The following is a 14440-nucleotide window of genomic DNA, read 5'->3' on the forward strand; positions in this document are numbered from 1 at the left end:
TAACCGGATGCTCGGGTGCTGACGATCGCGGCCAGGCTCAGCTGAGGGGGGACGAGGAATTGATCGAGTCGGAGCTGGGTTGCCAAGTTTGGCCCTGCCTAACAGTCAGCGCCCACGAACTACTTTCAAAGAGCGCCGACACCTTGCGCAGTTCCTGCAGAGTCAATGTCGGTTTGGTCAGCTTGACGACACCGAAGTCTGGATGCTTGGTGTTGACTTCAATCGGAGACGGCAATGATGACGCAAGGTGCGGGTCGTTCTCGTCAAACTGACTGAGCGCTTGCAGATGGGCGATACGATTACTCAAACTCTCCTTAAGATGCTGAGCCGCCACCGCCAACGGAGGTAGAAGCTGATCTCGCTTTCTCCTGAAGTCGACGTCCAGGGCCTTTATACCGTTCTGCTCCATCAATTGCGGGAGCAGAATTTCGTGGGCGATTGCCAAGTCGATGTCGGATCCACCTGTACGGTGAAAGCGGGAAACGCCTTTGCACGAAAGTCCGACGCCTCCGGCGACGCTTCGTTTGAATTGGAGCAGAGCCACGTCGCGCGTCCCTCCGCCAAAGTCGACGACCATGACTCGACTCGTGCCGTCCTTACCCGGGAGCAGGTCTGGTCTTGCCCCCGTTGAGTGGACACCTAACAAGAGAGAATGTTCACTCAACGCGGGCAAGGCCAGAAGGAGCATTTCGGGCACGATAAGAAGTGGCGTTAGCGAAGAAAGAGGGTGACCGGCGCTTGGTGACCTAGCTCGTCTTGCCATCCATCTTACCCGTCGCCAGCTTCGGCGAGGTCAAAGTCGCGGCAGAGGTCGCAGGCGGAGTCGGAGCGGACTGGAAGCGCGGCTCGGGGTCCACTCTCATCGAGCTGACGCGCTCGTCGGCGTCGAACATGCGCTTCGTCTTGCCGCGCACGTCCTTGACGTAACGCCCCATCGATGCGCTCATGTTCGAGACCGCCTCGGCGCTCGGCATGAAGGTCATCGAGCTGCCGGCGTCGAAGCCGAGGCGTTCGCCAGAAAGCACGGCGTCTTGGTTGGCGCCCAGGAACATGAAGTCCCAGCTGTACTGCTCCTTTTGGTGCGTGACCAGGGCGCGAACGGCGTCGAGGCCGAACTCGCGGCTGGAGTTCTCCTCGCCATCTGTGACAACGACAACCTGCACGGTGTCGGGGCGGGCGTGCTCGGGCAGAGCAGCGAGCACGCGGCCGAAGCCGGTGACGGACTGGCCGATGGCGTCGAAGAGTGCCGTGCCGCCGCGCGGTTCGAGCGTGACCGTAACGTCCTTCGGGTCGGCCAGCGAGCACTGCGTTTCAATTTCGGTGTCGAAGGTGACGATGTCGACGGTAAGCAGCCCTGGCTCGGCCGCCTGCTCGGCGAGCATCGTGGTGAGACCGCCCACCATGTCGTCACGGATAACAGCCATCGATCCACTGCGATCAATAACCAGCAGCATTGCGGTGTAGTTCGGATCAGTCATGGTGCTCCCCATTCTGCAAACGTGCGCTCCCGGCGGGAACAAGATGAGTGTGGCAGGAGCCACCGACATTGCTGCTTGGCCTGGCTTCGTCGGCGTCGATAGGGCGACAATTCCCCGCTTTGGCCGGCATGAGCAGCGTCTCCGCCGAGGATGTCCCCTGTCGCCACTAGGCTTCGAATTGTCCGGGGAATCCATGTGGCAGGGGGCGGCATGACCGTTGATTCGACGTCTATTAGCGCGACTTTCGAACGACTCCGCCAACTGGTAGAAGTTGCCGAGACCGAGTCACCGTTCGCACCGGTCACGGTTCTTGTTCCCTCCCACGCCAGCGGCCTCGACGTTCGTCGATTTCTGACCCGGCGCATCAACGGCGGCAACGGACTCGTCGCCGTCACCTGCCTAAACCTCGCGGGCGGCGCTGGCTGCCCAGCTCGAGGCCACGCCGCGCAGCCACGGCACGGTCGGCATGCTTCTAGTCGGATGGAACCGGCGGACTGCGCTTGTCAAAAGGAAGCTCTTCCCTGTTCCGGCTGGTGTCCGTCAGAGCACGATGGCTGCGGCTGCACATCAGGGCCGGTCAAATCTAGACAAGACGACCTCGGGTGGGTCCGACAACGGCGCGAGCACTCCGAGAACGCACCTGCGGGTCGTCTCGTTTTGGACCTCAATCGATTGGATGCGTCTGAAAGGAAACCGGTCACGAACTAGAAGTTCCGCCTGTCGCAGTCTCTCTGCCTCCACAGAAAGTGCGGCTGCATGCCGTCCACGTTCAACGAACTCAAGGACCCTGCCGCCAAACCTGGTGTCTGAATGGGCGCCGTCACCTTGAGCGAGGATGAAAGTCGGTGCGTAATCAGCGGAGGCTTCGCGGCGCCACTCCTTGAGCTGGTGGATGCTGCTGACGAAGCGCACGAAATCGTTCACTACCAACAGGTTAGCTGTCCTTCCAAGACGAGGGTCCGGTCGCCGCCCAATGATGCTTCGCAGGATTCCCGACTCACGCGTGAGCGAAAAAGGCACAAAATCCGCGACGAATGAGCTGGGATCATTGACCTGTTTGGCTCGGCGCACGGTGCGCGTTGCCTCAGACGAAATGTCGACGAGGGGCCGTGCGTGCCATTCCAAGTTGGCGTCTGCAAACAGTTGCTTGTCTTGAACGATCGCCGGAAGGTTGCGTACGTGCGTTAGGTGATAGATGGGCAGGTCATCTACTCGCAGGCGCGTCGCCGCGGGAACTCTTGTTTCGACGAGGGATGGCGCGAGACCAAACCGCGGCACGTAGCACGTCCTGCACGGCTCGCGCTCCTGTCGTTGCGCCGCATAGAGTGCTAGCCATCGACCCATCCGGGACACAAAGCCATTCTCGACAGCCTTTCCTCGTCCCTCAAGAAGCGACCTGCACGAGCGATCCGCATGATACCGCTCCCCTCCACCCGTTACCCAAACCTTGTCGGGGGGTGTCATTGACCGAGGTTGAGGCAGCGGACTGCCAGACTGTGGCGCATCTCGAAACTCAACCATTAGCGCAACTTGCCTAATTCGGGTGATCCGCCTTTTAGTGCCCGACCCGCTTGCCAAGCGCTCTCCAAAGTGTCCCGGACGCGAGCCCTCTGCAACAACCGACGTTCCTCCTGCGCGTGCGGGTCGGGAGTAGGCGTGTTTGGCGGCTTACGTTCACCTTCGCGGGCCTCGGTAGTAACCGGAGCGTTGCGCCAAAGCGACCTGCCGTCCTCGGTGCAATCCCATTCCGCCATGCGATGCCTACAACTGCTATTCGCACGCTCCATGGGTTGACGCTAGCATCGGCGATCAATACTCGGCTTCCCCCCGAAGTGGACGCTCACCAGTACAAGCCCCGCAACCGAGCCGATACGGAAGTTCAGGAGAAATGACTTGCTACTCCGCATCAGACACCTCAAATCGCCGCGCTAGAACCACTTGGGAATCCCCGCCCTCGCCGCCGACGAGGCGTCGTTTAGCCGCGCTTTCGCTGCCGAAGCGACAACGCCGAATGATTGCTGTTCGGTGTCGGTGGCTCCTGAGAAGATGAACCACTTCCGATTCGGGAGCATCACCGCCCAGGAGGCCACGGATGACTGACACCAAGGTGAACCCGCTGTTCCGCTTGATCGACAACTCCGCCACGACACCGGTCATCCTGCACGCTCCTCATGGCGGCCGCACCATTCCGCTGTGCACCTGGGCTCCGACGTCATCACCCTTGCCGAGCTCGAGGCGGAGAAGGACGTGATGACCGACCACTTCACCGACGACCTCGTTGCCGGCATCAGCGGGGCCAGCGCCCTCATCAACGGTCTCTCGCGCTTCGCGGTCGACGTTGAGCGCTTCCCCGACGACACCGAGGAGATGAACGCCGTCGGAATGGGCGTGCTGTACACCCACGGCTCCAAACGGCAGGAAATCCGGCGGATGGCCGCCGAAGACGAGGTGCCGCTGATGGACTACTTCGCGGCCTACTCCGCCCGTTTCACCGAGCTCGTCGACGCGACGTTGGCCGTGCACGGGCGAGCCGCGATCTTCGACGTTCACTCCTACCCCGAGCAGATGTTGTCGTATGAGCTGCAAGGCGACGGCTACCGGGCGCCGCTCTGCGTGGGATCAGAGCCGTTCCACGCATCCGGCGAGCTCCTTGCCACGGTCGAGGAGTGCTTCCCTGACCTCGACGCGCACGTCAACGCGCCGTTCGCGGGCTCGTACGTGCCGCTCAAGCACTACCGGAGTGATGCCCGAGTGAGCTCGGTGATGCTCGAGATCCGCCGGGACGTCTACATGGACGAAGCCACCGTTGCGCGCAAGCCCGAGGGGTTCGCTTCGCTGCAGGAGTCCTTGCAGCGGCTGGTCGACAGGGTCTGACGGACCCCGAAACTCGCTATCGGTGGTCCCTGAGACGATGAGTTCACCATGCGGGGATCACGCTCCCACCGACAACTTCACCTCGTCGCGCAGGACATCGGGGCTGACCTGACGGATCCGCCGGCATTCTTGCGCCAGCTCGTCGACGACGTTAATCGAATCGTCGAGACGGGTGAGACCACCTGGCTGAAGTCGCTGGGCGTGACCGCGGGCTTCAGCAGTCGGCCCTGATCCCGGTTATCGTTTGTGAGCCCTCAGAATCTTTCCCAAGGTCGTGTCGAGCAGTCGCGCTGACTCCTGGTACTTCCGCTCGAGCCTCTTGCGTGTCTCTTTCGAAAGTTGAGCCGACCGATAGGGATCGGCGTTATGCGAGATGTCCGCCTTCTTCACGACAAGGGCAAGTGGGCTGGCCTTCACGCGCGCCATCGACTCCGCGAGCGAGGCGCCCTTCACCTTCGTGACAGCATCCACTGCCTCCACGATTTCCTCGGAGAAGCCCCGGCAGCGGAGGTCGTCCAGCGTCACCTCGGTGTCTTCCACGACGTCGTGCAGCACGGCCACGATCTTGGCGTCGGTGCCGCGCACGCGCTGCATCACCGCCAGGGGGTGGTAAATGTAGGGGGCGCCGAGCTTGTCGACCTGCCCGGCGTGCGCCGTTCGGGCCAGGGTGATGGCATCGTGCAGCTGCGAGGGCTTGGCATCAGACAACAGGTAGTCGGTGACGGATGCCCAACTTGGGAACGCGGCATCCGGCCCGAACTGCAGCCACTCGCCTTGAAAGCCGCCGGCGCCGTTGGCGGAGCGGTCGTCGATCAAATAGTCCCCGCGGTTGAGGTTCTTGTGATGCGAGAGGATCAGCCGCTTGTAGGCGGCTGTTTCGCTCTTGACGCCGAGGTGCTTCTGCACCCAGAGCACTTTGTCGTGCCAGGCGGACGCGTTGTGCCATGGCGCCGTGGAGAGGATGTAGGTGTCGAAGTGCTGGGCGAGTTCCTGGTACGCATCCAGCGCACCGGGGAGCGGACGCATCCGCGCGAAAATCCCGGGCGCATCGTCGTAGTGCCCCGCGTACTTCTTCTTGTCGCGCCGGCCCAACCGCTTGATGCCGCTCGGGAAATCGACGAGGGTGTTGTCGAGGTCGATGTACAGAATCTTCTTTGGGGCGGGGTCGGTCATGATGGTGCTCCTTGCTTCGGGTGTCATCAGGGCAGGCAGTGGCCGAGCACGCGGGCCGTGGTGAAGGCGAGCTTGCGACCGAGCTTGTCGTAGGTGGGCATCAGCTCCATCGGGCCCCATTCCGTGTGGATCACCCCGGCCGAGTCGAAGATGGCGATCGGCTCGAGATTGCGCAGCAGCGCCCAGAACGGCTGAAAGAAGTGGATGCCGCGGCCGGTCGCGGCTATCTGGACATCCGCTGCTTCTGCGTAGTCGTCGCGGGCCTTAAGAGCCGTGGGGAACGGCAGAAAGTAGGCGCAGTCGGGGTCGTCGTAGGGGTTCATCGGCGCCGGCACGGCATACCACTCGTGCCGGTCGTCGACCGCGGTGGCGAGCGCGCTGGCGACCACCCGGTAGGTGAGCGAGTGAGGGGTGGTGACCGGGGTGGCTTTGGGGACACCCAGGCCGGTCGCCACCTCGATGCGCTTAACGGTCTCGTGCGGGCTGACCGCCGCCATCATCTCGATCCAGCTGATGCTGTTGACGACGCCGTTCACCAAAAACTTGCAGCCGCCCACGAGATCCCACTGGATACTCATGCTGTCCTGCTCGTCGTGCACGATCACGAGGCGGCCGTCGCCGGGGACCTCATGGCCCGAAATGCGTAGGTGCGGGTGACGCCGCACGAGTTCGCTCGCGATCCACCAGATCTGCGCGGTGAGAAAGCGATCGGCGGGTGGGTTGTACTCCTCGTACCCGTCGCCCCCGCCTTCGCCGTTCTCGTTGGTCACGAAGTTGTTGCCGGAATCGTTCGACGCCTCGTTGCTCATAAGCTCGTCTCCTTGTTGGTCACGTCACGCTCTGCGGCCACGCGCTTGATGGCGGCCTGCAGGAACTGCTTCGGAGTCGTACGCGGCAGCACTTCCAAGACTTCCGTGAGTGCCCGGTCGATCGCTACCCCCTTATAAAGGGCCGCGTACAGAGCCGCGACCGACGGCGTGCGGCTTTGTGCCTGCGCGCAGTGCAGCAGCACCGTGTGTCCCTCCGCTCGCAGCGTGGCGATGGCCTTCACCGTGTCGACGAGCACAAAGTCGAGATTCGAATTCTCCGCGGGGTGGTCCTTGTCGATCAAGCGCACCTCTACGTGGTGACGGATGCGGGAGGGCACCTGCGCGGTGCCCACACGGCAAAGAGAAATCACGGCGTCGATCTCGGCGGGCAGCCTATCGAGGGCTCCGGCCGCGCCGAGCCAGACGCCATCGTCGTGTGGGTGTTGCACCAGGGTCGAAACATCACCCAGGTAGGCGTAGTCGTGGCGTTCGGTCTCGGTGTCTCCGGTAGCTCGCGCACCGAGCCGCACCAGGTCCGCGGCGGTCAGGCGGGGCCAGCCGCGCACGATCCGGCGCCACTCGGCGGGAACAGCGGATGCGCCCCAGCCCGCACCGAGAAGCCCGCCAGCAATGGCCGCCACGGTATCGGTGTCGCGGCCACCGCGCACCGAAGCTTCGAGGGCGAGACGCAGGTGCGTCGCATCCGTCGCCTTGGTGGTGCTGATGGCCGACCACGCGCCCTGGAACGCTTCGACCACCCAGCCGTTGTGCGCGAAGTCAGACGGTTGGCTGGTTTCGGCCACCGCGATACGGGTTTCCCAGAGGTCCCGCCGATCGGCGGGTAGGAACGGAAGGCCTACACGCACATCGAATTTACCCTCGAGCACCGCGTGCCGAATGGCGAGGCACCAGAGCACACAGGCGTCGCCGGCATCCGTTTCGTAGTGCGTGAGAGTGCTGATCGCGCGGGCCGCTTCGGCGAGCGCCACCGGGTCGTCGAGGTACGCGAGCGCGACCGGCGCCGTGCGCATGAGCGAGCCGTTGCCGCCGCTGCGCCCGTGGCGTACGTGGTGCTCCTTCGCGACCGCACGCACACCGGATGCCGTGGGCTCGGTTTTCGACAGCACCGCCCGCAGCTGGATCCCCACGTCTGGCGCCGTCTTCGCCCAGTCCACCCACTGGGCGACGATGCCATCGAGGACTGTCTCGTCGCGGAGGTCCAGACCTTCCGCGGCAGCCCGGGCGATGGGAACCGCCATGGAGGTGTCGTCGGTCCACTCCCCCGGCGCCCAGTTGAAACCGCCGCCGCCCTTCATGAACACCAGGGTGCTTTCGGCGAGGGGCGGACCGAATTCGTAGCCGGCTCCAAGCGCGTCGCCGCAGGCCATGCCGAGGAGAACGCCGGCGACGCGGTCACGTTGGGCGGTGTTGAGGCGTTGAGGTGTGTGGTTCATCTGGTCTCCCCTATTCTTTAGATCGATTTCGATCTATTTTCAACATAGCTCACATTCGCACGAAATAGCTCAAATCTGCGATAATTAGTCGGTGACCACGTATCGAGACACTTCCCACAAGCTTTTGACCGATTACCCGCGCCCGTCTGTGGCCGTGGATACGGCCGTGCTCACCGTAGGAGACGGAGTGCTTTGCGTGGCCCTCGTGCAGAAGGAGAAGAGCCGGCGGTTGCCGGGAACCTTCGTGCACGAGCGCGAAACTCTTGCCGACGCCGTACTCCGCTCCCTGCACGACAAGGCCCATATTATGGGTCTGCGCCCGCGCCAGTTGCAGGTGTTTGACGCCCCCAATCGGGATACGCGGGGCTGGGTCATCTCGGTGGCGCACTTAGTGGCGGCGCCGCAGGCATCCATCTCGCAGGCCGAACTGACACCGGTGTCAGAGGTTCGCGACCTCGACTACGACCACGACCTAATTCTCAAGCTGGCGGTAAGCACACTGCGGGCTTCGTACCGGGCCTCGGCCGACCCCGAGCATCTGCTCGGCCCGGAGTTCACGCTGCTCGAGTTGTTGCGGCTGCACTCGGCGATCGCGGGCGAACCGCTCGGCAAAGACACCTTCCGTCGGCACATGCTGGGCCAGCTGGTCGAGACGGACGCTTACCGACCCGGCCTGGTCGGTAAGCCGGCGAAGGTGTTTCGGCACGCGGCGGCCTGAACTCTTGACCAACGGCAGCCCACCCAGAGCGCCAGATACCGTTGCCGCGCGGTTAGGGCTCGTCCTGGCTGAGCCGCTTCGGGGTCGGTCTGGCTGGCGGAGGCGTACCTAGCACGGTATTACCGAATGGTAATGGGTGGTGCCTGATTACCTTTCGGCAGTTCAGTATCTAGCTCGTCCCCAGCAGTCGAGCATCCGCTTGGCTGGCCAGCTTGCTGTCGAGCCGGCCGTCCTCAATGCCCCGCGAGAATGTCCCGTGTTAATGCCCAATGTGGAAGCACCAGTTCGACGGTCGTCCCGCCACTTATTGCGGCACGCCAACTTTTCTACTGGCCCCCCGGACGTGGTAACTGTTTGAAGTACGGTTGGAGAAATGCGATTCTCGTACAACCAACCATTCGCGCCGCAAACCAAGGGGTACCGTGCAAGCCGAAACTCGCCAGCTTAAAAAGGTTCTGACCAGCGATTTGCGGTACGTCATTCCGACCTTCCAGCGGGATTACGAGTGGTCAAAGGAGGGGCAGTGGCAGCTGCTGTTCGAAGACCTCGACAGCGTGGCAGATCGTTTGGGACACGCCCGCTCCAAAGCGCTAGCAAATGGAGAAAACGTCGTCAAAGCTGAAGCCGAGGTTGCACCGCACTTTCTGGGCGCCATTGTTTGTGATCGCTTGCCTTCACCCACCGGAGGATTGGACGTTCGAGCTGTCATTGATGGCCAGCAGCGACTTACAACGCTGCAGTTACTAATCCGCGGACTCCTCGATGTCTTGATCGAACGTGACTCGTCCCGAATTCGCCAAGTCAGGCGCCTGCTCGAAAACCCTGCGGACGTTGTCGAACATCCAGACGAGATCCACAAGCTGTGGCCGCGTCGCCGCGACCGGCTGGTTTGGCCCATTGCAATGGGCGACGAAATTCCGACTGCAGGAAATCACTTATACCTGCAAGCGCGACGCTTTTTCGCTGATTCCATTCGCGAGGTTGCGACGGACAATCAAGGCCACGATCGTATTGATGATCTGGTCGATGCTCTCACGGACCTCTTCAAGTTGGTCGTCATCGACCTGGAAGAGAATGATGACGCACAGGTAATCTTCGAAGTGCTCAATGGACGACAGACCCCTTTGTCAGCGTCCGACCTTGTGAAGAATCTGTTGTTTCTGCGGGGGGAGTTGGCGAATGAGGCTGAACTCGAAGAACTGTATGACCGGTACTGGTCTGAGTTTGACGACCCGTGGTGGAAAAAGGAAGTCGGAACGGGCCACGCCGCCCGGGGGCGTCGCGACGTTCTCCTTTCGGTCTGGTTGACCGCTGTCTCTGGTGAAGAAGCGAGCGTGAGCCGACTCTATGGCGATGTGCGTAAGTATCTTCAGCCGCCAGAGCGAACCACAAAACTAATTTTGATCGAACTCCATGGGTACGGACAGGCCTACAAGGCTATCTACGGCGAGGTGGATCCCGGTTCGCCAACCCTCGCGCGCGTCTATGGTCGTCTTGAGCGGATGAAAATCCTCACGGCTGTCCCGCTACTTGCTTGGCTTCGACGAATTCCGAGCGATCGGCTCAGTCTTGCCGACCACGAAAGGTGCCTGCTTGCGGTCGAGTCCTGGGTGATCCGCCGCATGATTATCGGAGGAAATACCAGAGGGTATGGCACAGCATTCTTATCGGTACTCAAAAGTGCCCACGATGCGGCGTCGTGCTCCGGCGCTAATATTGCCGATGGGGTCATTGAGGCCCTTGCGGATTCGCCGAACTCACTCGGATGGCCATCTGACGACGACGTGCAGAAGTCCTTTAAAATCGACAAGTTTTATGGTCGTTTTACACAGGAACGCATCCGACTCGTGCTGGGCGCCATTGACGCTCAGATGCAATTAGATGACGCTATGACCGTGACCGCACTCTTTGACTACGACCAGTTGCAGATCGAGCACGTAATGCCTCAGGCTTGGCGGGCGCACTGGCCGCTTTCGGGCACAGTCTTACCGGATCCCGCGCATCAGCGCCTCGCCGAGAACTCCCGTGAAGCTGCGGTTCAGGGCATGGGCAATCTAACCCTGGTGACTTCGACCTTCAACCAGTCCGTTTCGAACGATTCATGGGTCGACAAGAAACCCGAATTTGCTGGTCAGCTTGCACTTCGCATTAACGCCCTGGTCGCCGCTTCACTCGAATGGGACGAGGCGTCCATTGATGCGCGAAGTACCGTCCTCGCAGAAGCAGCGTGTCGAGTTTGGGGTTCAGCCGAAGCACTCCGGTGACCAGCACTCGGGTGCTTCAACCGGGCGGTTCGACAATTGCCGCCTAGCCACAGCTGCGCCCGCGCTACGCTAGCGTGTGCAACTTTCCCTCTGGCTGGCCCTCGCGGGCGCCGGCGTGCTGATCAGCTTCACCCCGGGCGCTGGTGCGATCAACACCATGAACAACTCGCTGACCAGCGGGTTCCGTCGCTCGATCTGGGGAATTTTCGGCCAGCAGGCTGCGCTCATCGTGCACATCATCGTGGTGGCGCTCGGCGTTGGGGTGCTCGTCGCCGGTTCCCCCGTGCTCTTCAACGTCATTCGTTATGCCGGAGCCGCCTACCTGGTGTTTCTGGGCATCCGTTTGTTTGTGCAGAAGCCCGACTCGAAGCGCGACCCGACCGTGCCGCTGACCAGGGAGCCGGCCCGGTCGATGTTTCGCCGCGGCTTCTGGGTGAACCTGCTCAACCCCAAGGCGCTCGTGTTCTTTCTCGCGTTCATGCCGCAGTTCATTCGGCCGGAGCAGCCGCTGCTCCCCCAGTACCTGGTGCTCACCGTCACCGTGGTGCTGATCGATATCGTGGTGATGTGGTTCTTCTTCGCGGTGGCGGCGAAATCATTCCAACGCTTCACCAACACCGCCCGCGGGCAACTCATCCTCAACCGCACATTCGGCATGCTGTTCGTGACCATCGCCCTACTGCTGGCACTGGTGCACTGAGTCGCTAAAACGCCGGCTGCGGCACCAGTACCTGCTGAATCGCCGGGGCGATGATACCCACGAGCGTCTCTGTGTCAGCGGCGACGAGCAGTGGCACCCCGATGATGCGCCGGCTCGTGACGATACCGACGAGCATTGATGATGCCAGGCCGGCTCGAAGGGCCGCGTCAGGCGCGGTGCCTGCCTGGGCGCCGCTCATCAATCGGGATTGGATGAATTCGCGCAGGTGCTCACTGGCCTGCTCGTTGACGATCGCGCCGCGCAGCATCGCCATGAGGGGTTCGGATTGCTCGGGCGCGCCCTCCCACGCACTCAGATAGGCGCGCACCACGCGCTCACCGAGGTGCTCGTCTGGCCCCTCGAACGCCGTGTTGAAGAGATCGAGGGCCGTCGAGGGGATGGCCATGACGGCCGCGAACAGTTCGTCCTTCGAGCGAAAGAACTGCATGACCTGCGACGCGTCAACGTCGGCATCCGCTGCCACCCGGCGAATCGTGGTGGCGGTGAAGCCGTCGCGCGCGAACCGGGCGCGGGCAGCATCGAGCACGGCTTGTTGCGTACTGTTCGTGCCCGGTCGACGACCGCGACGCACCTTGGCCACTGATTGCTTCATACCCCTAATCTAACTTGTTGCAAGAATTATCTCAACGACTGTTGAGTTTAATGCGCTGCGCACGTACGCTCTCAGTCAGGCCGGCAGAAGCTCGCCTCCCCAGAGAGCGACAAAAGGAGTTCGCCATGAGCGATGACCAGAAGATGTTTGTACAGTCCCACCCACTGCCGCCTGCCCGAACCGGCGCGTTGACCGGTTTCGACCCGGGTACGCGAACCCTGGAGGCGGGCTTTCAGATCGCGCCACAATTCCAGGCTCTGCCGGTGGACATCGTTCTCGAAAAGGATGTTGCGGTGCAGCTGCGCGACGGCGTCACGATTCACGTCGACATTTTTCGCCCGGCAGGAACAGAGAAGGTGCCGGTAATCGTGGCCTGGAGCCCATACGGCAAGGGCCAGGGCACCTCGCTGAGCGTGATGGGAGTGTTCGGGCTGGTCGGCCTCTCCAATGGAATCGTCTCGGGTCTGGAGAAATTCGAAGGACCGGATCCGGCCTATTGGTGCGCGCAGGGCTACGCGATCTGCAATCCCGACATTCGCGGCGTGGTCGACTCGGAGGGTAACAGCGTGCTCTGGGATCGCCAGGAAGGTCGCGACTGCTACGACCTGATCGAGTGGCTGGCCGAGCAGGAGTGGTGCAGCGGCAAAGTCGGCATGAGCGGAACCTCGTATCTCGCCGTGGCGCAATGGTTCACCGCTGCCGAACAGCCCCCGCACCTGGCCGCAATCAACCCGTGGGAGGGCGTGAGCGACGTCTACCGCGACCTCGTACAGCGCGGCGGCATGCCAGACACCGGCTTTGCCGGCCTGCTGCAAAACGGCAGCTTCTTCGGCAAGAACCAGAAGGAGGACATCCTCGCGGAGGCAGAGCGCTACCCGCTCATGACCGACCTCTGGCAGAACAAGATTGCCGACTTCGACCGAATCACCGTGCCGGCCTACGTCGTGGCCAGCTACTCGAACACCCTGCACACCGCGGGAACTTTTCGCGCCTGGCGACGAATGGCCTCAGAGCAAAAGTGGATGCGCGTGCACAACGGCCAGGAATGGCCCGACTACTACGACGAGGCCAACCGAGAGGATCTGCGCCGCTTCTTCGATCACTTCTTGAAGAACGAGAACAACGGGTGGGAGCTCACGCCCCGCGTGCGCTACTCGGTTCTCGACCTCGAGGGCGGCGACCGGGTCAATGTCGCGGCCGACGCGTTCCCTCCCGCCGATGTCACGTCGACGAAGTTCTACCTCAACGGCCGCTCGCGAACATTGACCACCGAGGCGCCCAGCGACGAGCAGGCCGTGGCCTACGACGTTGCGTCCACCCCGAACGCGGTGTCATTCATCACCCGATTCGAGCAGGAAACCGTGCTGGTCGGCTATCCCAAGGCTCACCTCTGGATCGAAGCTCAAGGCTCCGATGACGTGGACCTGTTCGTGCTCGTGCAGAAGCTCGATGCCTACGGAACGCCGCTGCAGGCATTCACCGTGCCGAACCAGAGCGCGATGGCCCACGACCTCACCGATCACGGCGCGACGATTCTTCGGTACAAGGGTTCTGACGGGCGCTTGCGGGCATCCGCTCGCCACCTGGACGAGACGCTGACAACGGATGACGTGCCCGCGCACAGCTTCGACCGCATCGAGAAGCTCTCCCCCGGCGAGATCGTAGAACTACAGATTGATCTGCTGCCGATCGGCCTTGCGTTCCACCCCGGCGAACAGCTTCGCTTCGTGATCAGCGCTCGCAACCTGCTGGGAACGATGATGCCCGGGCTTCCAGAGTTCGTCGGCGCAAATGCCGGCACGCACATCATTCACACCGGCGGCGAGCACTCGTCCTACCTGCAATTGCCCGTGCAGACTGCCTGACCGATCAGACTGTCTGAGCGGCCGGACACCGGCACGCCGTCACCAAACGTGACGGCGTGCCGGTCTGGCGAGCACGCACCGGTTGCGCGTGGTCTTACCGCGCAGCCCTCTTGATGACGTCTTCGACGTCGGCCAGGGGGAACCACTTTTCTGCCGCGGCACGCATGTGCCAGAGAAGAATACGGTCGCGGGGTCAAGCCGTTAGACCGGATGACCCGGTTCAGGTAGTCGCGCAGAAGCCAAACGTCTTCCGGCGGAGCGCCGGTCACATCGAGGGCAGCCTGCACCTGGGCGCTGCTGAGGCCGAGAGCCGAGGCAGCATCCGCCACGGATTGCCCGGACAGCGCAAGATTCGAGCGCAGCTCCTCGCGGGTCGCGGCGCGTTGCTGGTCATTGAGCGACATGAAAATCCTTCCTCACCCGACACGAGGCATTGCCTGAGCCAGCAGTCTGTATTGCTTCTTCTTCCGATTCTGCCACCGCCGACCGAGG

14 protein-coding genes are annotated in these 14440 nt (G+C 62.4%); 6 read left to right on the plus strand and 8 right to left on the minus strand.

The genetic code is table 11. The annotated features are described in order from the left end of the window. Window positions 1-37: 37 nt before the first annotated feature. From E3T39_RS11340 to E3T39_RS16720, 3 genes are all read right to left on the minus strand, one after another. A complete protein-coding gene (locus tag E3T39_RS11340; protein ID WP_134515333.1) occupies window positions 38-763 on the minus strand; it encodes an Hsp70 family protein in 726 nt (241 codons plus the stop codon). Further along, complete coding sequence (locus tag E3T39_RS11345; protein ID WP_134515335.1) at window positions 747-1478, minus strand: vWA domain-containing protein; 732 nt, start codon at window positions 1476-1478, stop codon at window positions 747-749. The genes E3T39_RS11340 and E3T39_RS11345 overlap by 17 nt, the downstream gene beginning before the upstream one ends. Before the next feature lie 567 nt (window positions 1479-2045). Further along, window positions 2046-2999 carry a DarT ssDNA thymidine ADP-ribosyltransferase family protein gene (locus E3T39_RS16720; protein WP_134515337.1) on the minus strand — a complete coding sequence of 318 codons (954 nt, stop codon included), beginning with the start codon at window positions 2997-2999 and terminating at the stop codon, window positions 2046-2048. 672 nt (window positions 3000-3671) lie between these two features. Here E3T39_RS16720 and E3T39_RS11355 point away from each other — a divergent pair. Both E3T39_RS11355 and E3T39_RS11360 read left to right on the plus strand, forming a co-directional pair. Further along, the gene (locus E3T39_RS11355) at window positions 3672-4352 is read left to right on the plus strand and encodes an N-formylglutamate amidohydrolase (RefSeq protein WP_134515339.1); all 681 of its coding nucleotides are present in this window, start codon (window positions 3672-3674) and stop codon (window positions 4350-4352) included. Between the two features lie 48 nt (window positions 4353-4400). Beyond that, window positions 4401-4583, plus strand: a complete 183-nt coding sequence (locus E3T39_RS11360; protein ID WP_134515341.1) for a hypothetical protein — start codon at window positions 4401-4403, stop codon at window positions 4581-4583. A 6-nt stretch (window positions 4584-4589) separates the two neighbouring features. Here the strand turns inward: E3T39_RS11360 and E3T39_RS16600 are convergent, their stop codons facing one another. From E3T39_RS16600 to E3T39_RS11375, 3 genes are read right to left on the minus strand one after another with little or no spacing between them, the layout of a single operon-like run. Further along, a complete protein-coding gene (locus E3T39_RS16600) occupies window positions 4590-5525 on the minus strand; it encodes a 5' nucleotidase, NT5C type (protein WP_198416121.1) in 936 nt (311 codons plus the stop codon). Window positions 5526-5551: 26 nt separating this feature from the next. Beyond that, a complete protein-coding gene (locus E3T39_RS11370) occupies window positions 5552-6334 on the minus strand; it encodes a TY-Chap2 family putative peptide chaperone (protein ID WP_134515343.1) in 783 nt (260 codons plus the stop codon). Further along, a complete protein-coding gene (locus tag E3T39_RS11375) occupies window positions 6331-7788 on the minus strand; it encodes an ADP-ribosylglycohydrolase family protein (protein ID WP_134515345.1) in 1458 nt (485 codons plus the stop codon). Before E3T39_RS11375 ends, E3T39_RS11370 begins: the two co-directional genes overlap by 4 nt. A gap of 91 nt (window positions 7789-7879) precedes the next feature. On the opposite strand from E3T39_RS11375, the gene E3T39_RS11380 reads away from it, so the two are divergent. The 3 genes from E3T39_RS11380 to E3T39_RS11390 all read left to right on the plus strand — a co-directional run bounded on the left by E3T39_RS11380 (window position 7880) and on the right by E3T39_RS11390 (window position 11470). After that, entirely contained in the window at window positions 7880-8506 is a 627-nt protein-coding gene (locus E3T39_RS11380; RefSeq protein ID WP_134515347.1) for an NUDIX hydrolase, read from the plus strand. Window positions 8507-8928: 422 nt separating this feature from the next. After that, a complete protein-coding gene (locus E3T39_RS11385) occupies window positions 8929-10770 on the plus strand; it encodes a DUF262 domain-containing protein (protein WP_134515349.1) in 1842 nt (613 codons plus the stop codon). Window positions 10771-10846: 76 nt separating this feature from the next. Further along, on the plus strand, window positions 10847-11470 hold the full coding sequence (locus E3T39_RS11390) for a LysE family transporter (RefSeq protein ID WP_134515351.1): 624 nt from the start codon (window positions 10847-10849) through the stop codon (window positions 11468-11470). Between the two features lie 4 nt (window positions 11471-11474). Here E3T39_RS11390 and E3T39_RS11395 read toward each other — a convergent pair whose 3' ends face one another. After that, complete coding sequence (locus E3T39_RS11395; protein WP_134515353.1) at window positions 11475-12083, minus strand: TetR/AcrR family transcriptional regulator; 609 nt, start codon at window positions 12081-12083, stop codon at window positions 11475-11477. A 125-nt stretch (window positions 12084-12208) separates the two neighbouring features. Between E3T39_RS11395 and E3T39_RS11400 the strand changes: the two genes are divergently transcribed. Then, entirely contained in the window at window positions 12209-13948 is a 1740-nt protein-coding gene (locus E3T39_RS11400) for a CocE/NonD family hydrolase (RefSeq protein WP_134515355.1), read from the plus strand. On the opposite strand, the gene E3T39_RS16725 is transcribed toward E3T39_RS11400, so the two are convergent. Then, complete coding sequence (locus E3T39_RS16725) at window positions 13918-14352, minus strand: DUF2316 family protein (protein ID WP_134515357.1); 435 nt, start codon at window positions 14350-14352, stop codon at window positions 13918-13920. The two genes, E3T39_RS11400 and E3T39_RS16725, sit on opposite strands and share 31 nt — an antisense overlap. Window positions 14353-14440: the final 88 nt, after the last annotated feature.

Source organism: Cryobacterium suzukii (assembly GCF_004403185.1).
Classification (GTDB): Bacteria; Actinomycetota; Actinomycetes; order Actinomycetales; family Microbacteriaceae; genus Cryobacterium; species Cryobacterium suzukii.

Bases quoted from the DNA above. Each gene is read 5' to 3' on its own strand.
- E3T39_RS11345 (WP_134515335.1), bottom strand. From the start codon at position 1,478: ATGACTGATCCGAACTACACCGCAATGCTGCTGGTTATTGATCGCAGT.
- E3T39_RS11375 (WP_134515345.1), bottom strand. From the start codon at position 7,788: ATGAACCACACACCTCAACGCCTCAACACCGCCCAACGTGACCGCGTC.
- E3T39_RS11400 (WP_134515355.1), top strand. From the start codon at position 12,209: ATGAGCGATGACCAGAAGATGTTTGTACAGTCCCACCCACTGCCGCCT.
- E3T39_RS11370 (WP_134515343.1), bottom strand. From the start codon at position 6,334: ATGAGCAACGAGGCGTCGAACGATTCCGGCAACAACTTCGTGACCAAC.
- E3T39_RS16600 (WP_198416121.1), bottom strand. From the start codon at position 5,525: ATGACCGACCCCGCCCCAAAGAAGATTCTGTACATCGACCTCGACAAC.
- E3T39_RS16725 (WP_134515357.1), bottom strand. From the start codon at position 14,352: ATGTCGCTCAATGACCAGCAACGCGCCGCGACCCGCGAGGAGCTGCGC.
- E3T39_RS16720 (WP_134515337.1), bottom strand. From the start codon at position 2,999: ATGGTTGAGTTTCGAGATGCGCCACAGTCTGGCAGTCCGCTGCCTCAA.
- E3T39_RS11360 (WP_134515341.1), top strand. From the start codon at position 4,401: ATGCGGGGATCACGCTCCCACCGACAACTTCACCTCGTCGCGCAGGAC.
- E3T39_RS11395 (WP_134515353.1), bottom strand. From the start codon at position 12,083: ATGAAGCAATCAGTGGCCAAGGTGCGTCGCGGTCGTCGACCGGGCACG.
- E3T39_RS11340 (WP_134515333.1), bottom strand. From the start codon at position 763: ATGGCAAGACGAGCTAGGTCACCAAGCGCCGGTCACCCTCTTTCTTCG.